The organism is Streptomyces sp. CoH27, from assembly GCF_020181035.1.
Taxonomy (GTDB): domain Bacteria; phylum Actinomycetota; class Actinomycetes; order Streptomycetales; family Streptomycetaceae; genus Streptomyces; species Streptomyces camelliae.
Window position 1 is genome coordinate 1 of sequence record NZ_JAIQYY010000042.1, and the last position, 18891, is coordinate 18891.

Genomic DNA, 18891 nt, shown 5'->3' on the forward strand with positions numbered 1-18891 from the left:
GCGCAGCTGCCTCACCGGGAGCCTCCTGACCAGGCGGGCGAACACCGGGAAGTTCGCGAGGACACGCGTCGGGCTCGGTCATGGTCAACTCCGGGGCGATTCGTACGGCAGACAATGGGGCAACTGGGGCCCGCTCCTGAAGGACACGAGCCTCCAGCCCGCGGTAGTCGGCGGCGTCATGGTCGACCTTCCTGGCACAGTGGGCACCCCGTGATCATGCTCCGTCACCCTGGCCGTCGCCACACCGGGGCCGCTCCCTGATGTCAGTGGCGGCTGTCCTCCGGGACAGCCGAGGATCCCAACTCTTCGCACAGCAGCCGCATCGCACGGTCCGCGGTGGTGGCGGTCGCCCTCCGGGGCGATCAAGGATTCCAACGCCAACGACAACAGTCGACCAGGCGCGGAACTGCTGCGGTATCTCCCGCCACTGGCCGCCAGTCCTGAACCGCCAGATAACGCCTTCGAACTGCTGCCGCAACCGCTCGGGGTACGGGCCGGGAGTGTCTGATCAACGGCCCTGTCTCACATTCGGCGGTGACGGAGCGTCGTGATAGGTCGTTGACATTCGTGTGATGGATGTCAACGAGCTTGTGCAGGCGGTCTTTTCGGGCCTGTCCCCGCTGGTCATCGAGAATGTGGCCGACGAAGGTCAGCGGATCTTGGTGCGGGCACGGACTTCGCTGGACACCGCGGTCTGCCCGGTGTGCGGGGCCTCGCCGGAACGCGTGCACCGCTATCACTGGCGGACCGTCGCGGACGTGCCGGTCGATGAACGACGGGTGGTGGTCCGTGTGCGGGTGCGGCGTCTGGTGTGTCCCACCCGCGGCTGCCTGCACACCTTCCGCAAACAGGTGCCCGGAGTGCTGGACCGATACCAGCGGCGTACGACCCGCCTGACCAGGCAAGTCATGGCCTTAGTCAAGGAGTTGGCGGGCCGGGCCGGGGCGCGTTTGCCGGCGATACTCGCGGTGAGGTGAGCCTGTCGCGTCACACGGCCCTACGCGCCCTGCTGAGGATGCCGTTGCCCACCGGGCGGGTGCCCCGTGTGATCGGCGTCGTCGACTTCGCGCTGCGCCGGCGCCACCGCTGCGCCACCGTGATCATCGATGCCCAGACCCATGAACGGATCGACGTGCTGCCCGACCGCGCGGCCGACACCCTGGAAGCATGGCTGCACGGACATCCGGGCATCGAGGTCGTGTGCCGTGACGGCTCGGCGACCTATGCCGAGGCTATCCGCCGTGCCCTGCCTGACGCGGTGCGAGTCGGTGATCGCTGGCATTTATGGAAGAACCTGTGCGAAGCCGCCCTGAGCGAGGTGAAGGCACACAGTGCCTGCTGGGCCACCGTACTGGACACGCCGATCTACGACGGGCCCCGCGCCAAGACCACCCACGAACGCTGGCACCAGGTCCACGGCCTACTCGACCAGGGCGGGGGCCTGCTCGAATGCGCCCGCCTCGGGCACCGCAGCCCGATCGCTTACGAGACAGCGTCCGGAACAACATCAACGACGCTGACACCAGCCGCATAACCGGTGTCCAAGATTCGGGGTCAAGGCCCGACCTGCCCTCGCCAGGCAACCCGCCTCCGGTCAGCCGGCCTCCGGTCAGCCGGCCTCCGGTCAGCCGGCCTTCAACAGCAGGTCGGTGAGTGCGCCCGGCTCGGTGACCATGCAGTCATGACCGCTTTGCAGCTCCCACACCTGCGACGCAGCGCCGCCCGGCTGCACCCCCGGAACCGGGCGGCGCGTGACGTCCCCCGGTGAGCTGCCGACGCAGTGGATGTGCGTCCGGGAAATCGCATCCAGGGCCGGGGTGTCCATCCGGACCGGCTGCAGGAAGCAGCGCACCGACTCGTCCGACAGCATGGTGCGCAGCCACGCCGTGTCCGCCGGGTCGGTCACCCCGAACAGGCCCATGGGTGCGGGCAGTTCGGGCACGGGCGGGATGCGCCAGGGGGCGTCGGAGGCGGCGGCCGCGTCGATCAGTCGCTGGGTCGTCTCCGGGATGACGTCCAGCGCGCTCTCACCGTGAGCCGGGACCATCGCGTCGACGTAGACGAGATGCGCGATCCGGTCCGGGACCTCGCCGGCCACGCCGGATATGACCATCCCGGCGTAACTGTGCCCGACCAGCACCACGTCGGTGAGATCCCACTCGCTGAGGAGAGCGACGACGTCGCTGACGTGGGTGTCCAGGTCGACGTCGGGGGTGAGCAGGTGTTCCTTCTCTCCGTGGCCGGTCAGCGAAGGGGCGAACACCTGATGCCCGGCCCGGGTCAGCAAGGGAACCACTCGGTCCCAGACGCGCCCGCTGTGCCAGGCACCATGGACAAGAACATAGGTTTTCATGCGCGACGTACCCATGTGGAAAGACGCTACTAAGCCGACAGGTACCTCCTGGTAACCTTCGGCCATGCACGAGTCAGCCGGAAGCGTCTTCCTCGCCGACTGCCCCGCCCGGCTCGCCATCGACATCATCACCAGCAAATGGGCCGTCGTCGTCCTGTTCGCCCTCAGCAGCGGGCCCCGTCGGCACGGTGAACTCATCGACCTCGTCGGGGGCATCTCCCGGAAGGTACTCACCCAGACACTGCGCAGACTTCAGAGCTACGGCCTGATCGAACGCCGCGCCTATGCCGAGGCACCCCCACGGGTCGAATACAGCCTCACCGACCTCGGCCAGACCCTCACCGAACCCATCGCCGCCCTGACCGACTGGGCGAAGACGCACGGCGCCGCCGTCGCCGACTTCCAGGAAGCGGCGCAGCAGGACAGCACCTCCGACACCTGACCCGTGACCGCCACCGGGCAGGCGATCGAGAAGGGACGCAGCCACCGCCCATGTCATCCGGCTGATGATGCTCAGTGCAGAGGTTGCCTGCCGCACGGTCTGGCATGGTCCGTAACAGTCCCGGCCGGTCATGCTGTTCGCTGCGTGGACATCGATTGACGCTCCGGTCCGTGCGCGGCTACGTTCTGCTGCATGCAGCGGTGGAAGATCCTCACGACTCGCGGTCACATCGACCACATGCGGGTGTGTTCTGCTGCGTGTCGCCCCTGTTGAGAGCCGTTCCGCCTCCAGTGGCCTCCCTCCGTGCCTGACAGCCTCGCAGGCTGTGCGCGGTAGCACCTCCCTGTAGTTGCCATCTCTCACTGCGCATGCCCGGTCGGGTGTGCGCCTTCTTCGCACGCCCGACCGAGCCAACCGGTTCGGCTACGGGCTGTCAGAAACGGATACCTGATGCGTCACCACTCCATACCCGCGCGGGTCCTGATCGCTGCGGCCACCACTGTCGTCACCGGCCTGCTGCCGCTGGCCGGCACCGCATCCGCAACCCCGGACAGCAAGCCGCTGCCGCCACTGACGGTCCTTGCCGACAGAGGCACAGCGAGCCACGGGGACATCTTCGTCTCGCCGAACTCGGCGAACAGCGCCTACTCCAACGGAGTGGAGATCCTGAGCGGCGACGGTAAGCGTGTCGTGTGGTCGCACAAGACGCCGGCCGGACAGCAGGCGGCGGACTTCCGTGCCCAGACCTATCGGGGCAAGCCGGTTCTGACCTGGTGGCAGGGCACCGGGCTCGGCTCCCTGGCGAGCGGGGTGAACTACATCTACGACAACCGGTATCAGAAGGTCGCCGAGGTCCGTGCCGGGAACGGGTACACCGCCGACGGGCACGAATTCCTGATCACCAGTCGTGGTACGGCACTCATCCTGGCGTACAAGCAGGAGACCGCCGATCTGACGGGCATAGGCGGCTCCGCGCACCAGGCGGTCATCGACGGGGTGGTGCAGGAGATAGACATCCGCACGGGCCGGGTCCTGTTCCAGTGGAAGGCGGCCGATCACGTGCCGTACGCGCAGAGCGAGCAGCCGCTGCCGTCGTCGCCGAACAAGCCGTGGGACTGGTTCCACATCAACGCGGTGAAGCCCGACACCGATGGTGACCTGCTCATCGATGCCCGGAACACGTGGACCACGTACAAGATCGACCGGCACGCCGGCACCGTGCTGTGGCAGCTCGGCGGCAAGGCCGGCACGTTCAAGGAGCAGGCCGCGCCCGGCCAGTACCTGAACACGGCCGGGACGATCTTCTCGTGGCAGCACGATCCCGAACCGCTCGGCAACGGCCTGTACAGCTGGTTCGGCAACGAGTCCGCGGGGGCCGCGAACACCGGGGCCGGGGCGGTGGAGGAGCTTCCGTTCAGCCGTGTCGTCACCGTCCGCGTGGATGAGAAGGCGCGTACGGCGACGCTGGTGAAGTCTGTGAACCAGCCGGACTACCTCAGCGCGTCCTCGCAGGGCAACGCGCAGCCGCTCCGCCGGGGAGGGGCGTTCGTCGGATGGGGATCGCTTCCGTACATCTCCGAGTTCAACGCCTCGGGGAAGGCCGTGTTCAAGGCCCGGTTCCCCGCGGGCGTGAACAGCTATCGCGCGTACCGCTTCCCCTGGAAGTAGGCCGGTTTCGAGAGGGCGCAGCAGTGGGCTGTCGATCGTCTGCGACCATCCGGCATTCGCGCACGGCGGCGTGGTCGAGGCCGCCACGCACGCCCTGATCGGTGAGGCCCGGAGATCGTGGTCGCGCTGACCCGCCCCCGCATGGGCCGTACAGCCGGCCCGCGAATGCGGTCTCGTCGACATGCTCGCCCGGCAGGGCACGACGGTGCACGCCACGATGCACATCAACCAGCACTCCGCCGCATCCAACCAGTGGGCGCTCACCGACCGGTTGCCGATGGCATCGTGCGCCGGCTGAGTGTTGCGCGACGATGGTGTGCAGGAAGGCGACGGGCGTGCTGATTGTCGACGCATATCGGGCGAAATGACCCCGGCGGCCTGACGGCTTCCGGGGTCATCGTCACCATGGAGTCGGCTTCGCTCCCATGGTGTCGCCGGCCGCTGACCGGCTCGACAGGATGCGCCCGGCTCACCGGTTCCTTGTCGCGGGCAGGTCTGCGGTGCATGCTGTCCGGCTCGTGCTCGGCAGGAGCCGGCAGCGGTTCCGGTCTCCTTCGGTGCGCCGGGCGACGTCGGCGTCGTCGTGTCTCCTGAGGCGAGGATCTGTCCGCGCGGATGGGCAGGCATCGTGCTCCTGGGCGGGGCAGCGATCGTGACGGCTCCGACCGGGGCAGCCGCTGACCGTATCCGCAGGGCCGTTGCCGAGGTGCCCGCCGGCAAGCTGTCAGACCTTGAGACGATCAGGAGCGTTTTGACCCTCGGCGATGTTCTCGGGCCTGCCACGCTCGCCTAGTGTCTCGTGATTCTGTTTGTGGAACCTGAGGCGTCCGCGATCGTTGAGTCTGTGTAGGCTCGCATTTCGCATGTCCCTTTCTCATTGACGATGGCCTTTGTCCAGCCCAAGGGACAGAGCGATGAGACGCACTCTGTTTTGATCGTTTACGTGTCGGGCTGCTGATCCTGCTCTGCGCCGCTGCCACGCTCTGGCTCCCCGCTGGGGATGGTCTGCCGTGGGGGCCGGAAACGTTGATGAGGCTTTGGCTCTCATCAACGTCTGCCGCGGATCGGATGGAGCGTCTATGAGGCGTCGCGAGTGAAGCGCCAGGCTCCGCAGATGAGGGCGAGTGCGAGGTAGAGGGCGAGGTCGAAGAGGGCGAAGGAGAGGGAAGGGGTGCGTTCTGGGTGGAGGGGGTGTGGGTGGAGTTGGCCGAGGGCGTCCGCGGCGTTGCTCAGCATGAGTTTGCTGGGCAGGTAGGACCAGCCTTCGACGGCTTTGGCTGCGCCGTAGCCGAGATAGACCAGGGCGAAGAGTGCGGCGATGGCTCCGGCGGTGTGCCGGATGACGGCCCCGAGGCTGTAGCCCACGACGGTGACGACGAACAGGTAGAGCCCGGCACAGGACACGGCGCGCAGCACGCCCGGCGTGCCCAGGCCGACGTCGAGGTGCCGCCTGGCCAGGACGGCCTGTCCGATGAAGTAGCCGGTGAACGCGGTCAGTTCGCCCAGCAGCAGGGCGAATCCGCCGATGACGAGGGTCTTGGCGGTGTAGGCGAGCGCGCGCCGGGGTGTCGCGGTCAGCGTCGTGCGGATCAGTCCGGTGGTGTACTCGCTGCTGACGCCCAGCACGCCGAGGACGCCGAAGGCGAGGACGGCGAAGGCGAAGCCGGAGAGCGAGTCGCCCACCGGGTCGAACTGGGCCCGGTCGGCCCTCGTCATATGCGGCCACGCGCTGGCGGTGTGCGCCACGTCCATGACGCTCAGCGCCAGGCCGAACGCCACGGCGATGAGGGCGGTGATCCAGGTCGAGCGGAGGGAACGCAGCTTGATGACCTCGGCGGCCATGGCGCCTGTCAGTGCGGTGGGCATCAGTGGCCCGTCCCTTCGGTGCGGTATTCCACGGCGGATTCGGTGAGGTTGAGGTAGGCGTCCTCCAGCGAGGCGCCGGCCGGGACGAAGTCGGTGATCGGGACGTCGGCGAGCAGACGTCCTCGTCCGATGACGAGAAGGTGGTCGACGGTGAGGGCCATCTCGCTCATCAGGTGGCTGGAGACCAGGACGGTGCGTCCTTCGGCGGCCAGCGACCGCATGAGGGCCCGGATCCACCTGATGCCTTCCGGGTCCAGGCCGTTGGCGGGCTCGTCGAAGATGAGCACCGGCGGGTCGCCGAGCAGGGCGGCGGCGATGCCCAGGCGCTGCTTCATGCCGAGCGAGTAGGTGCCGATCCTGCGGCGGGCGACGTCGGTGAGGCCGGTGAGGGCGAGTACCTCCTCGATCCGGCCGCGCCGGATGTGGTTGGTGGCGGCGAGCGCGGCCAGATACGCGTGCGCCGTACGGCCCCGGTGGACGGCCCCGGCGTCCAGGAGGGCACCTACCCGGCGCAGCGGCTGTTCGGCCTGGCGGTAGGGCACGCCATCGACCAGGGAGCGGCCGGCGTCCGGGGTGTCCAGGCCGAGGACGGCCCGGATGGTGGTCGACTTCCCCGCGCCGTTGGGGCCGAGGAAGCCGGTCACGCGGGCGGGCAGGACCTCGAAGCTGAGGTCGTCGACGGCGGCCTTGCGGCCGAAGCGTTTGGTGAGGTGTTCGCATCGAATCACGTGCATTACGGTGCCGGGGCGGGGGGAGGCGATTCGTCTGCCTGCGGGCAGGTCCTTTCGGGGCCGGGTCTGACCGTGCGGCATAGGTCCCGCGGCCGATGTGGGCGGGGCCGGGAGGCGCATATGCTCCGGTCGTGGAACGGAAGTCGCGTGCGGCCCCACAGTTGCTCCGGCCCTACTGGCCGGAGGGCCTTGCAGTCCTGTCGCTGGCGGTGTGCGGACTGGCGCCGTGGCATCCGCAGGCGATCTTCTGGGGCGGAGTGCCGCTCGCCTTCGCGCTCTTCTGCGTCACCTCCCTGCGCCCGGCCCGCACTGCCGGAGTCGCCCTGGCCGCCGCCCTGGCGATGGCGGTCTCCACCGGCCTGCCCAGGTTCGAACACACCGGGGCCGTGGTGCCGTTCGCGCTGCTCTTCGGCGGGCGGTGGGCTTCGCGGTCGGCCAACGGCGCCGGTATCTGCACACGCTGCTGCGTCAGGAACAGGACCGCGCCGATCGCGAGGCAGCGGCGGAACGGCTGCGCATCGCCCGCGAACTGCACGACGGCATCGCCCACTCGATGAGCGTGATCTCCATCCAGGCGGGCTACGGCCGCCTAGGGCCTGTTGTGAAAGTGGATCGTCTGTCAGACCTGCCTGGGATGCTCCGAGCATGGAGATGACAGTGCAGCTGACGATTGACTGCTCCGATCCGCAGAGAATGGTGACGTTCTGGGCCGAGGCCCTGGGCTACGTGCCTGAGCCTCCGCCAGGCGGGCACGCCACGTGGCGTGCTTACTGGGCGGCGGCGGGGGTGCCCGAGGCAGAGTTGCCGGCTGGTGCCGGGGATATTCCGGAGTCGATCATCGATCCCGCAGGACGTGGACCGAGGGTGTGGTTCCAGCAGGTTCCAGAACCGAAGGCCGCCAAGAACCGGTGGCACTTCGACCTGAAGGTCGGTGGGGGCCGTGACGTCCCGCTGGACGTCCGTGCACAGCGGGTCAGGGCTGTGGTGGAACGGCTGGTCGAAGCTGGTGCCACCGTGCTGCGGATTAAGGATGAGCCGGACATGGGGCTCTACGCGGCCGCCATGCAGGACCCCGAGGGAAACGAATTCGACGTCGTCTGAGTGCGGTTGTGACGGTGCTGGTCACAGCCACTCGTTGATGGCTGCGACCAGCACCGTCGCTTCGTAGCGGACGGCAAGTTTGTCGTACCGAGTGGCGACGGCCCGGTGGCGCTTGAGCCGGTTGATCCCGCACTCGACCGCGTGCCGCTGCTTGTAGTCGTCCTTGTCGAACTTCGGTGGCCGCCCGCCACGCGATCCACGCTTGAGACGGTTGCGGACCCGGTCCGCCGGAACCGGGATGGTGGTCTTGATCCCGCGTCTTCGCAGGTAGGAACGATTGCCACGGGAGTCGTACGCCTTGTCGGCCCGCACCCGGTCCGGACGCTTGCGCGGCCTGCCGATCCCCAGCCTCGGAACCCGGATGGCTTCCAAGACCGCTTCGAACTGCGGCGAGTCGCCCCGATGCCCAGCTGTGATCACGACGGACAAGGGCTTCTGCCCCTGCTCGACCGCGAGATGGATTTTGCTGGTCAGTCCGCCGCGGGAGCGTCCAAGGCCGTGGTCGGCCGGCTCGACGAAGATCCCCCCGGGCGGCTCCTTCTGGAGGCCCCCCTTTTCGCCGCCCCGGCAGCATGCTGGTGGGCCCGGCAGACGGTGGAGTCGACGTTCACATCCCAGGTGATCAGGCCTTTCGCGTCCGCCTCGGCCTGGGGCTGGGTGAGGATACGGGCCCAGGTCCCGTCCCGCTGCCAGCGCCGGAACAGGTCATAGACCCGGTCCCACGGCCCATAACGTTCGGGCACGTCCCGCCACGGAGCACCGGTCCGGGTCCGCCACCGTATGCCGTCTATCAACTGCCGCCGCGTCCACACCTGCGGCCGACCCGGCTTGATGCCCCGCGGCAGCAACGGCTCCAGCCGAGCCCACTGGCCGTTCGTCAGATCCCCACGTCCCACAGGACGTGATCATCAACGAAGAAGATCCATTTTCACAACAGACCCTAGTGCTCGACGACCGTCCCCAGGACGCGCGCAACGCGCTGGAGGCGATCGAGACCACCGGCCAGGAGACCCTCGTCGAACTGCGCCGCATGCTCGGTGTGCTGCATGATGACGGGGATGACGGGGACGGCACCGACAACCCGGCCCTGGCCCCCGCCCCCCGACTCGCCGAACTGGACCGTCTCGCCGAACGGACCCGGCGCCCCGGCCTGCGGATCGACCTCGCCGTCACGGGGCGCGCCAGACCGCTGCCCCCGGGGCTGGAGACAACCGCGTACCGGATCGTCCAGGAGGCGCTGACCAACGTGGTCAAGCACGCCGACGCGAGCAGCGCGCAGGTCACCGTCGGCTACGGTCCCGGCGAGCTCACCCTCACGGTGACCGACGACGGCAGCATCCGGCCGGCCCCGAGTCGCACCGGGCGCGGGCTGACCGGTATGCAGGAGCGCCTCGCCCTCTACGGCGGCACCCTGCTGGCAGGACCGGCCGCGACCGGCGGCTTCCGGGTACGGGCCAGCATCCCCCTGGACGGGCCACAGCCCACCACCGCGGCGCGGGAGCGGCCGTGACCATCCGGGTCCTGGTCGCCGACGACCAGCAGCTGATCCGCATCGGCCTGGCCGGAATCGTGGACACCGCCCCGGACCTCAAGTCGATCGGCAGCGTCGCAACGGGTCGGGACGCCGTCGCAGCAGCCGCCGAACACCGGCCCGACGTCGTCCTGATGGACATTCGGATGCCCGAGATGGACGGCATCGAAGCCACCCGCCGTATCACCACCGCCGGCCACGCCCGTGTCCTGATGCTCACCACCTTCGACCTGTACGAGTACGTCTTCGGCGCACTGCGCGCCGGGGCCAGCGGCTTCCTCCTGAAGGACGCGCCGCCCCTCGACCTGCTGTCCGCCGTCCGCACCGTCGCCCAGGGCGAGGCGCTGCTCGCGCCACGCGTCACCAAACGGCTCATCACGGCATACGTCAACAGGCCGACACAGCCACCGTCCGGTCGGGAACCGCCGCAGCTGCCCGAGGCCGTCACCACCCGTGAACGCGAAGTGCTGCTGCTCGTCGCCGAAGGACTCACCAACGCCGAGATCGCCGAACGGCTGTACATCGGCGCGGGCACGGTGAAGACCCACGTCGCCCGGCTGCTGACCAAGCTCGATGCCCGCGACCGCGTCCAACTCGTCATCCACGCCTACCGCAGCGGCCTCACCGGCTAGTCCGCCCGGCCCCGGAAGGCCAAGTTCGTGAGACACGGTGCCGTGGCCCACACATGAGACAAACCGCAAACATCCAGGTCGCCACAGCTGAACGGGACATTCCAATTGAGGGCCTACAGTCTGGTATGGATCTCTCCTCTGAACAGATAGCTGAGCTGCGGGAGTTGGCGGGTTCGCGGGATGTGGCGGCTGTCGCGGCGCTCGCGCGCGGATCGTGTTGTGGTCGGCCGAGGGCCGGCGGCGAAAGGACATCGCCGAGCTCGCCGGTGTGGCACTGCTGACGGTGGACCGCTACAAGTCCCGCTATGCCGAGCGGGGTGTCGTCGGGCTGGAGGACAAACGCCGTGGCGGGCCGCGCACTCAGGTGCCGCCTCGGGTACGGGCCCGGGTGATCGCCTTGACGAGGATGTCCCCGCCGGCGGATTCCGGGCTCTCGCACTGGTCGACGCGAACGCTCGCCGACCACCTGAAGCGGCGCGAGGACATTTCGGTGTCCTGGCATTACGTTGCCCGCATCTGGCGTGAGGAGAATCTGAAACCGCACCGTTCGGGCACCTTCAAGATCTCGAAAGATCCGGCATTTGCGGAGAAGGTCGTCGATGTCGTCGGCCTGTACCTGGCCCCGCCCGATGGCGCCGTGGTGCTGTCAGTCGATGAGAAGACGCAGGTGCAGGCCCTGGACCGGACCCAGCCGGTGCTGCCGGTGGCCTTCAGGGCCACCGAGAAGCGCACCCACGACTACGTCCGGCACGGCACCACGAACCTGTTCGCCGCACTCAACGTCACGACCGGTGAAGTGCTGGGCGAGTGCAAGCCGAACCGGAACGGCTCAACCTTCCTGGCGTTTTTGAAGAAGGCCGTCAAGCCGCACGCGGGAAAGGAGGTCCATGTCGTCCTGGACACCCTGTCCACGCACACCACCCCGGACGTGAAGGCGTGGCTGGCCAAGAACCCGCACGTCCGCTTCCATTTCACCCCTGTCGGGTCCTCGTGGCTGAACCAGATAGAGATCTGGTTCGGGATCATCACCCGGCAGTCCATCCGCCGGGGCACGTTCTCCAGCGTCAACGTCCTGGTCAAACAGATCCGCGACTACATCGACTCCTGGAACGAGGACGCGAAGCCCTTCACCTGGACCGCCACCGCCGACGAGATCCTCGCCAAGGTCCGACTCCTCCAGACCAACGTGAAGAAACTCGTCAATAACAACTCGAAGTAACGCGATCAGGATCACGAGACACTAGGTCGGGCCCGGCGGCTTCCGTCCGGCGGAGCTTGACGGGCGGTGTGTGGAGGAATGGTCTGACGGATATGGGGGCCTGTACGGCCTGGTTGAGGCTGCGGGAGCGAATGACGCCGACGAGGCCGGCCTTGACGAGATCAGCTCTCCCGCGTTCGGCGTCCCAGTCGACGGTCAGGTTGTCGCCGCCGCTGGATACGGTCACCGGCCGTGGCTGTGGCCGGGCCGGACGGCTCACATGATGGTCCTGACCGCGCCCGCCTGGCGCGGGAAAGGCCTCGCCCGTGTGACCGCGTCCGCCGCGTGAGGCATGCAGTCGAAGAGGGCCTGCCGGCTGAGTGGCGGGCCCGGACCCCGGCGTCGAGGAAGACGGCGGCGGCACTCGGCTTCACCGGACTCGGTTCCCCGCTCGGCATCGGGCTCCTCTGGTCAAGGGGACGGCCCGGCTCACGGCCCTGGTGGCGATCAGTTCGACGGCGTCATCGGAGAACAAGGTGTCCTGGCGGCCGGCGACGGTGAGGTGGTGCTTGATGCAGTTCGCGGTCTCCTCCCTGTTCATGGCCGGCCTCTGGTAGCTGACGCGATCCGCTGGTCGAGGGCGGGCAGGACGCGTGCTGCCGTTTTTGCTGGTGGTGCCCTCCGTGTGCGCTCACCGGCTCACGCACTCCCTCCGCGTCGCTGCCGCGGCAAGACGGCTCTCGGCGTTGGCCGTGACCGTGCTCGCCTGCCTGGTCGCGCTGGAACTGGTCTGAGAAGCGCCGACGGGTCCGGTCGGTGCGTGGGAACCACAACACCGGAAACCCGCCGGCCGGCGCTTCTCAGGGCGGTGCGGCCATCGCCCATCTCGACGACGTCGACCTCGTCGTCGCCTCATGCACATCGACGGGCCGATCGCCACGCCGCCGAGCGGGGGCCGAGCCGCCTGCGCCGGGCCGGGCGTACCGATCCTCGGCTCTGCGCCGCGATCGTGGACCACCTCACCTTCGACGCCACCCTCATCGAGACCGGCGCCGAGTTCGACCGCCTGGCCCGCACCGAAGCAATCAAGTCCAACGGGGCGATGATTCGAAACCATGGCGGAAGTAGGAGTGCTGGAAAGAACCGTGTCGCCAACCGCGAACAACGAGTCAGTTCCAGTTGCACTTGGAGTTGGCGAGCGGGTTGAGGACCTTGGTCCACGAGATGTCAGGCCGCCACGATTCGAGGTCCCACGACGGCCCGCCGAGCCATTCGCCGGGCTTCTTGGGGAGCGTAAAGAGGGCATGACAGGCGAACTGCTTGTACAGCGAGCTGCGCTCGGTGGTGGTCATCGCCCACGGCGTGGGCACCCGGCTCATCATCTGGTTCCAGCCCAGCTGGAAGTCTGCCTTGGAGGCGGCACGTCCCTCCAGCGTGGGCCACGCACGGATGACGAACCTGGTGTTCCAATCGCTGATCGGGATCTCGACCCGGGTTTCGTTGATCAAGTCGGTTGCCTGATCACTTGAACTGTCCCCCACCACCCCGTAGTAGCCCGCGCACGCACTTTCGCATCCCTCGATGCCGTTGCCGTCCGGGTTGGAGAAGATCGTCAGGTTCTTCTTCGCGAACGTCTGGTAGTACTCCTTGTTGTCCTTGTCCCAGTACACGTCGGACGTCGGGTACCCGAAGTCACCGGACTCCCAGCTGTACGCCGACCACACCCAGCCGATCCTGCCCGAGACGGCGTGGGCACCGTCGGACAAGGTGGGGTGCCAGTAGATGGTGCCGCCCTGGAACTGCTGGCGCTTGCCCACCCCGTCGGAGTTCGTCAGTTCGTCGCCGGTGGGGAAGCCGAGAGAGCCGGCCTCCCAGCCCTGGGCGCCCCACTTGTCGCCGATGACGCCCCACACGGGGTGGGCGCCCGAATCGGGGCTCCAGTAAATCGATCCGCCGACGAAGGTGTTGTAGCGGCCCACCCCGTTCGGGGTGGTCAGCTCGTCGGTCTTCGGGCAGCCGAGAGGCGACTCCTCCCCGCCCATCTCCTGGTACTTCGCCAAGATCGCACCCTGGACGTGGTGCCCGCAGAACACTCCGTCGTCGGCGGCGGCCCGCGGAACCTGGACTGCCAGGGCAAGAAGCGCGGAAGCGAACGCGGCACCCGCCGTCTTGCGCACCATGTCCCGCCGGCGCACGCGCTGCTGCGGTTGCTCTGACTGAGGACTTGTGTATTGAGTCACAGCGGACACGCTAATTACATCGTCAACAGGACAAGTGGTGTGACCCGGCCATGCCGTCGGCCCTGCGCCGGCCCCTCGTGTGAGCGCTCACGGTATCCCCGACGTTCCACACGTCCCACACGATTCCGGCTGGTGACCCGTTTCTTACCGGCACCCGCAGAGTCCCGCGAGTTCAACGCAAGCTGAAGGGTTCTCGGTGGGAACTGAAGGGTCCGTCGTTGTGCTTCACAGAGTTGGTGCCGTGGGTTCGATTCCAACTCGCGACCATGCCGTTCCCGGTTCCCTGGACGGGCAGGACGCCGAGCGAGCTACCCAAGAGGACGGCGGTAGCGCAACTTGTTGAGAGAGGCGCCGCCGGTGGTGTCCTCCACGGCTGCGCCGTCTGCGCGCCAGCCAGCTGCTTCGTAGAAGCGCCGGGCGCGTTCATTGTCTTCCAGGACCCACAAGGTGGCCTGCGTGTATTCGGCCTGTCCGAGCGTCGTCAACGTGGCCAGCATCAACTGCTTCCCGATGCCAGTGCCCCAGACCTCAGGTAGTGCATAGAGCGTGCCGATCTCCGCGATGGCAGGGGTCTCCTGACACGGGCCGAAACCCGTGCATCCGACGATTCCCGCCTCCGTTTCGGCTACCAGTACCCCCGATGACGGCCAGCGTGTCTCCGCGATACGTGTCTTCCACTCGGACTCTTCAAGGACGGGGTCCATGGCGTCGAGGTAGTACTGCGGAACAAGACCGGCGAAGGCCACCCGCCAGGAGCGTACGTAGACACCAGCAACCGCCGAAGCGTCATCAGGCCATGCCTGTCGAATCCGCATGGCCGTCATTATTCAAGGCCCCTCAAGCCGGGCCAAGTTCTTTGCCCGTGGGCGACGTCGAGAGCTCAGCGGCCTGTGCCAGCAGTGCCCGTGCGGAGTCCGCATAGCGCATCGCGGTCTTCTCGGCCAGGCCGAAGACCTCGGCGAGGTGGAGCGGGTCGGGGCCGTGGACCAGGGCTTCTTCCAGCTGGCGGTCCACACGGAGCCGTTCCGGCGTAGCGGTCTGGCCGCGGAGCGCCGCCGAGACTGACACACCGCTGATGGGTCCGGTCTCCAGCGCAGTCTGCTTGTTGATCAGTAGGTGCGGGCCGGCGGTGTCGGGCCGGCGCTGTCGTCGGTAGTCCAGCCAGGCAAGGGCAAGCTGGAGCGTCAGCTTGCCCAGGGGCCGGACGCGGCCGTCGATGATCAGTCGGCGGTTGCCGATGTCGAGGTCGTCGAGCTGGAGACGGCGGATCGCATCGGGGCGGGCGGCGTGGACGGCCGCGAGGGCGAGAATCAGCCGATCCGCCGGCCGGGCCACCACGGTGACCGCGGACTGGACGTGCCCGGGGTCCAGGGGCTGGATGACGCCGTTCTCCTGCCGGCCGACCCTGATGCGGCTGGTCGGGTTCTTGAAGATCGTGCCGTTCTTCTTCGCCCGGGCGAACAGCGACTGCAAGGCGACCAGCGTGTGCTGGCGCTGCGAGCCGTGGACGGTGCTCAGGCGGCCGAGGACGTCGTCGCGGGTGACCTCGCGCAGGTGGTCGTAGCGGTTGGACCACTTCGGCAGCACAGGCCGGATCCGGTTGAGGTAGCCCCAGACCGTGTGCACGTCCCGGGGCTTGGACCGTGGCCCGCCGTCGTGCAGGAGCCGGGCCCAGTCTTCGACGTCGCGGCGGATGCCGGCCGTGAGGCCGTCGAGCTTGCGCTCCAGCCACTGGTCGAACGACGAGGGCCGGTCGTCGCGCAAGACGCCGATGTGGTCGAGCACTTCCGCAGTGCGTTCGATGCTCAGGCCTCGCGATTTGGCGCCAGCCGGAAGCCGGCGGTGGCACCCGAAGGGGAAAGAACCCCCTGGCCGCGGGGCCAGCGACTCAGCGGGACTCAGGATAACTCACGGGATATCACACACAATTGGATGACACACGCTTCGAGGTTCGATGTCACAGGACAACTGAACGCCTCAGTCGGCCCCGCTGTGGCGCGTGTTGGCGTTAACGGTCTGAGCTGGTTCAGGCACGTATTCCGTGAACTGGATCAGCCCGCCTCGACGGTTGTCACGTTCTATGATCGTCGGCCTGCGACGATCAGTCGGAACCGTATCCGCGCTCCTCACCGCGTGACCCGGACCGGGGCCCGCCAGGGTCAGTGACTGCCCGTCAGCTCAGCGCGGAAGGCGATCCATAACCACGATTCAGCCGCCGCCGACACTCCTGTCCGGTCCACCTTCCTTCACGCGGGCTGACGCGGCCGCCCCGGGATATTCACCAGGTACTGAGGTTGAACTCGTGATGTCGTAGGGACTGATGGCTGGTCGTCCGTGCGGTATCACCGGAGCATGCGGTATCCACAAGGAGGCGGGCTGACTGCCGAACGGCAGCAGTTTCGCGAGGAGTTACGGCTCAAGGCGACCGAGCGGTTCGCCCAGGGCGAGACGAGCACGGTCATCGCCAGGGCCCTGCGCATCAACGTCCGCTCGGTACAACGGTGGCGGCAGAAGTGGGAGGAGGGCGGTCCGCGGGCCCTGCGGTCGCAGGGGCCGGCATCGCTGCCGAGGCTGAGCCAGGAACAGTTCGCGCAACTGGAGGCGGAGCTGGCCAAGGGGTCGGCTGCGACGGCTGGGAGGACCAGCGTTGGACACTGGCGCGGATCAAGACGGTGATCGGTCGACGCTTCCACGTGGCCTACACGATCCAGGGCGTGCGGAAACTGCTGGCGCGTAACGGCTGGTCATGGCAGGTCCCGGTCCGACGGGCCATGGAGCGGGACGACGCGGCGGTGGCCGGGTGGGTCAAGGAGGTGTGGCCCTGTGCGGAAGACTTGCGGCGGCCCGTGGAGCCTGGCTCGTCTTCGAGGACGAAGCCGGATTCTCCATGACGCCGCCGCACGCGAAGACCTGGTCACAGCGCGGCCGGACCCCGGTGGTGCGGGTCCGCGGCCGCTCCCGCAGACGGATCTCCATCGCCGCGCTGACCTGCTACAAACCCGGTCACCGCTCCAGGCTCATCTACTGGCCCCGCCATGACGACGGCCGTCGCGATGGGCGCAAAAGCTTCTCCTGGCGCGACTACCGGGACCTGTTGATCGCAGCACACCAGCAGCGCGGCGGCCCGATCGTTCTCGTCTGGGACAACCTCAACGTCCACAAGGCCGCCGACCTGCAAAAGTTCGCCGAGGCCCGGGACTGGCTGACCATCTGCTATCTGCCGCCCTACGCACCCGACCTCAACCCCGTCGAGGGAATCTGGTCCCTCCTGCGACGCGGCTGGCTCTCCAACGTCGCCTTCAACACCCCCGAACACCTCGTCCAGCACATCCGGCGCGGCCTACGGCACATCCAGTACCGCAGAGAACTCATAGACGGCTGCCTCGCCGAGACCGGCCCGACGATCAGACTCACCTGAGCAACCCGGCCACATCACGCGTTCAACCTCAGTAATGCAGGGCGGCCGCGAGTGCCTCGGCCAGGGTCATGGGCGGGCGGCCGATCAGGCGACGCAAGTCGCCAGAGTTGGTGTACATCTCGCCGTGGCTCATGCCGCGGTCAGCGTCAGCGAGGACCTCCGCCAGCTCGGCGGGTAGGCCCGCGGCGGCCAGTGCCTGGGCGAAGTCGGTTACCGGGAGGTCAGCGTAGGTAACCTGCTTTCCGGCCGCAGCGGAGATCGCGGTGGCGAGCTCAGTGAGGGTGAAGGATTCGTCGCCGCCGAGCTCGTACACGGTGCCGGTGTGGCCTTCGGCGGTGAGGACGACCGCTGCGGCCTCGGCGTAGTCGGCGCGGGACGCGGCGCTGATCCGCCCCTCGCCTGCGGCGCCGACGACGGCGCCGTTCTGCAGGATCTGCGGCAGTTGGCTGGTGTAGTTCTCCAGGTACCAGCTGTTGCGCAGCAGCACGCTGGGGATTCCGCGGTCCCGCAGATACTCCTCGGTCTCGCCGTGCGTGGCGCCGATGACGGTGGTGGCCGTGTTCGCGTGCGTCGTGCTCGTGTACGCCACCAGCGACACGCCTGCGGACACTGCGGCGTCGATCACGCGGCGGTGGTTGGCGACCCGCTCGCCCACGGGGACCGAGGCCGAGATCAGCAGCAGCCTGTCCGCCCCCGCGAATGCCTCGGCCAGGCCGTCGGTGTCCGCGAAGTCGGCGCGGCGTACCGTGATGCCTCGGTCGGCCAGGTCCTTGATCCTGACGATGTCCCGGCCGGTCGCGATGATGTCCGTGGCCGGGATCCCGCGCCGCAGCAGTGCCTCGACGGTGAGCCTGCCCAACTGGCCGGTGGCTCCGGTGACGACGATAGCCATGATGGTCATTCCTTCCTTCCGCGCGTGCCTCGCACGCCTGCCGCGGTCCGTCCGCGGCGGGATTGAACAAGACTGACCTGGACACTCTCTGCTGGGGAGTAGCCACTTCTTGGTAGGGTACTTACCCGACCGATAGCATTGAGGTGAGCCGTATGGCTGCTGTCGAGAACGTGACCGGGCCCATACCGTCATTCGATCCGTACGAGCGCGGCTGCCCGTCGAGGGACCTGCTCGACCAGATCGGCAGCAAGTGGGCGGTCCTCGTGCTGGGCGAACTCGGCCGGAACGGAACCTCCCGGTTCGGCCAGCTCCGGCAGGCACTGGCGGGCGTGAGCGAGAAGATGCTCACCCAGACGCTGCGCACCCTCGAACGCGACGGGCTGGTCAGCCGGACCGTCTACCCGGAGGTGCCGCCGCACGTGGAGTACGAGCTGACCCCGCTCGGCCAGACGCTGCGGGAACCGTTGAAGGCGCTCACGGAGTGGTCCGTGCTGCACATCGAAGAAGTCATCACCGCCCGCGAAGAGTACGACGACCGCACTGAGCGCGCCAGGTAATCGGCGGCGGCCGGCGGTCTGGTCATAAACGGCTGCCTCGCCGAGACCGGCCCGACAATCAGACTGACCTGAGCAACCTGGCGACATCACGAGTTCAACCTCAGTAGCAGTGAGTCCTGCTGGAACTCCGGATTCCATGTTGCGTGAGCAGTGGTCCGATCGGTTGATCTTTAGCAACCGTGTGGCTCGCCGGGACGGACCGTTGGGCTGAGGTCCGGTGCAAGGAGCCGGAGAGCCTGCCCCGCCTCCCGGGGGGGGGGGG

Annotated in this window: 22 protein-coding genes and 4 pseudogenes; 17 read left to right on the forward strand and 9 right to left on the reverse strand. The window is 67.9% G+C overall.

Annotation, left to right across the window (positions count from 1 at the left end; genetic code table 11):
- Positions 1–214: hypothetical protein (locus LE548_RS40435; RefSeq protein ID WP_225102040.1), on the forward strand; the 214-nt coding region annotated here is incomplete at its 5' end.
- Between the two features lie 171 nt (positions 215–385).
- On the opposite strand, the pseudogene LE548_RS40440 reads toward LE548_RS40435, so the two are convergent.
- Positions 386–496, reverse strand: a pseudogene (locus tag LE548_RS40440) (transposase); the annotation flags it as partial.
- A gap of 76 nt (positions 497–572) precedes the next feature.
- Between LE548_RS40440 and LE548_RS40445 the strand changes: the two are divergent.
- Positions 573–1459, forward strand: a pseudogene (locus tag LE548_RS40445) (ISL3 family transposase); the annotation flags it as partial.
- Between the two features lie 165 nt (positions 1460–1624).
- Here the strand turns inward: LE548_RS40445 and LE548_RS40450 are convergent.
- Complete coding sequence (locus LE548_RS40450) at positions 1625–2353, reverse strand: alpha/beta fold hydrolase (protein WP_225102075.1); 729 nt, start codon at positions 2351–2353, stop codon at positions 1625–1627.
- A gap of 64 nt (positions 2354–2417) precedes the next feature.
- Here LE548_RS40450 and LE548_RS40455 point away from each other — a divergent pair, with 64 nt between their 5' ends.
- The gene (locus tag LE548_RS40455; protein ID WP_225102041.1) at positions 2418–2795 is read left to right on the forward strand and encodes a helix-turn-helix domain-containing protein; all 378 of its coding nucleotides are present in this window, start codon (positions 2418–2420) and stop codon (positions 2793–2795) included.
- 450 nt (positions 2796–3245) lie between these two features.
- A complete protein-coding gene (locus LE548_RS40460) occupies positions 3246–4463 on the forward strand; it encodes an arylsulfotransferase family protein (RefSeq protein WP_225102042.1) in 1218 nt (405 codons plus the stop codon).
- Between the two features lie 1077 nt (positions 4464–5540).
- Here the strand turns inward: LE548_RS40460 and LE548_RS40465 are convergent.
- Both LE548_RS40465 and LE548_RS40470 read right to left on the reverse strand, forming a co-directional pair.
- Positions 5541–6329, reverse strand: coding sequence for a hypothetical protein (locus LE548_RS40465; protein ID WP_225102043.1), 789 nt, complete (start codon positions 6327–6329; stop codon positions 5541–5543).
- Positions 6329–7063 carry an ABC transporter ATP-binding protein gene (locus LE548_RS40470; protein ID WP_374116242.1) on the reverse strand — a complete coding sequence of 245 codons (735 nt, stop codon included), beginning with the start codon at positions 7061–7063 and terminating at the stop codon, positions 6329–6331. The genes LE548_RS40465 and LE548_RS40470 overlap by 1 nt, the downstream gene beginning before the upstream one ends.
- 128 nt (positions 7064–7191) lie before the next feature.
- On the opposite strand from LE548_RS40470, the gene LE548_RS46795 reads away from it, so the two are divergent.
- The 3 genes from LE548_RS46795 to LE548_RS40480 are packed head-to-tail and all read left to right on the forward strand — an operon-like array spanning position 7192 to position 8161.
- Positions 7192–7617: a hypothetical protein gene (locus LE548_RS46795; RefSeq protein WP_374116246.1), complete on the forward strand. Its 426-nt coding sequence runs from the start codon at positions 7192–7194 to the stop codon at positions 7615–7617.
- Positions 7602–7715: a hypothetical protein gene (locus LE548_RS46800; protein WP_374116245.1), complete on the forward strand. Its 114-nt coding sequence runs from the start codon at positions 7602–7604 to the stop codon at positions 7713–7715. Before LE548_RS46795 ends, LE548_RS46800 begins: the two co-directional genes overlap by 16 nt.
- Positions 7706–8161, forward strand: coding sequence for a VOC family protein (locus LE548_RS40480; RefSeq protein ID WP_225102045.1), 456 nt, complete (start codon positions 7706–7708; stop codon positions 8159–8161). The genes LE548_RS46800 and LE548_RS40480 overlap by 10 nt, the downstream gene beginning before the upstream one ends.
- Positions 8162–8182: 21 nt before the next feature.
- Here the strand turns inward: LE548_RS40480 and LE548_RS40485 are convergent.
- A protein-coding gene (locus tag LE548_RS40485; protein WP_225102046.1) for an IS5 family transposase occupies positions 8183–9057 on the reverse strand; the annotation gives its coding sequence in 2 pieces (ribosomal slippage) (positions 8183–8664 and positions 8664–9057; 876 coding nt in all).
- A gap of 47 nt (positions 9058–9104) precedes the next feature.
- On the opposite strand from LE548_RS40485, the gene LE548_RS40490 reads away from it, so the two are divergent.
- The 6 genes and pseudogenes from LE548_RS40490 to LE548_RS40510 form a co-directional block, all read left to right on the forward strand.
- The gene (locus LE548_RS40490; protein WP_225102047.1) at positions 9105–9671 is read left to right on the forward strand and encodes a sensor histidine kinase; all 567 of its coding nucleotides are present in this window, start codon (positions 9105–9107) and stop codon (positions 9669–9671) included.
- Complete coding sequence (locus LE548_RS40495) at positions 9668–10324, forward strand: response regulator transcription factor (protein WP_225102048.1); 657 nt, start codon at positions 9668–9670, stop codon at positions 10322–10324. Before LE548_RS40490 ends, LE548_RS40495 begins: the two co-directional genes overlap by 4 nt.
- Positions 10325–10538: 214 nt before the next feature.
- Complete coding sequence (locus tag LE548_RS40500; RefSeq protein WP_225102049.1) at positions 10539–11543, forward strand: IS630 family transposase; 1005 nt, start codon at positions 10539–10541, stop codon at positions 11541–11543.
- A gap of 70 nt (positions 11544–11613) precedes the next feature.
- On the forward strand, positions 11614–11871 hold the full coding sequence (locus tag LE548_RS46805) for a GNAT family N-acetyltransferase (RefSeq protein WP_374116243.1): 258 nt from the start codon (positions 11614–11616) through the stop codon (positions 11869–11871).
- 304 nt (positions 11872–12175) lie between these two features.
- Positions 12176–12316 (forward strand): hypothetical protein, encoded by a 141-nt coding sequence (locus LE548_RS40505; protein WP_225102050.1) that lies wholly within the window; start codon positions 12176–12178, stop codon positions 12314–12316.
- Positions 12317–12504: 188 nt separating this feature from the next.
- Positions 12505–12606 (forward strand): annotated as a pseudogene (locus LE548_RS40510) (AAA family ATPase); the annotation flags it as partial.
- Between the two features lie 85 nt (positions 12607–12691).
- Here the strand turns inward: LE548_RS40510 and LE548_RS40515 are convergent.
- Positions 12692–13582: a DUF2599 domain-containing protein gene (locus LE548_RS40515; RefSeq protein ID WP_225102051.1), complete on the reverse strand. Its 891-nt coding sequence runs from the start codon at positions 13580–13582 to the stop codon at positions 12692–12694.
- 18 nt (positions 13583–13600) lie between these two features.
- Between LE548_RS40515 and LE548_RS40520 the strand changes: the two genes are divergently transcribed.
- Complete coding sequence (locus LE548_RS40520) at positions 13601–13738, forward strand: hypothetical protein (RefSeq protein ID WP_225102052.1); 138 nt, start codon at positions 13601–13603, stop codon at positions 13736–13738.
- 332 nt (positions 13739–14070) lie between these two features.
- Here LE548_RS40520 and LE548_RS40525 read toward each other — a convergent pair whose 3' ends face one another.
- Positions 14071–14577 carry a GNAT family N-acetyltransferase gene (locus LE548_RS40525; protein ID WP_225102053.1) on the reverse strand — a complete coding sequence of 169 codons (507 nt, stop codon included), beginning with the start codon at positions 14575–14577 and terminating at the stop codon, positions 14071–14073.
- A 22-nt stretch (positions 14578–14599) separates the two neighbouring features.
- Positions 14600–15547 (reverse strand): hypothetical protein, encoded by a 948-nt coding sequence (locus tag LE548_RS40530; RefSeq protein ID WP_225102054.1) that lies wholly within the window; start codon positions 15545–15547, stop codon positions 14600–14602.
- A 567-nt stretch (positions 15548–16114) separates the two neighbouring features.
- Between LE548_RS40530 and LE548_RS40535 the strand changes: the two are divergent.
- Positions 16115–16653, forward strand: a pseudogene (locus LE548_RS40535) (transposase).
- Positions 16650–17180, forward strand: coding sequence for a transposase (locus LE548_RS40540; protein ID WP_263637151.1), 531 nt, complete (start codon positions 16650–16652; stop codon positions 17178–17180). Before LE548_RS40535 ends, LE548_RS40540 begins: the two are co-directional and overlap by 4 nt.
- Before the next feature lie 28 nt (positions 17181–17208).
- On the opposite strand, the gene LE548_RS40545 is transcribed toward LE548_RS40540, so the two are convergent.
- Positions 17209–18081 (reverse strand): SDR family oxidoreductase, encoded by an 873-nt coding sequence (locus LE548_RS40545; protein ID WP_225102056.1) that lies wholly within the window; start codon positions 18079–18081, stop codon positions 17209–17211.
- A gap of 143 nt (positions 18082–18224) precedes the next feature.
- On the opposite strand from LE548_RS40545, the gene LE548_RS40550 reads away from it, so the two are divergent.
- A complete protein-coding gene (locus tag LE548_RS40550; RefSeq protein ID WP_225102057.1) occupies positions 18225–18629 on the forward strand; it encodes a helix-turn-helix domain-containing protein in 405 nt (134 codons plus the stop codon).
- Positions 18630–18891: the final 262 nt, after the last annotated feature.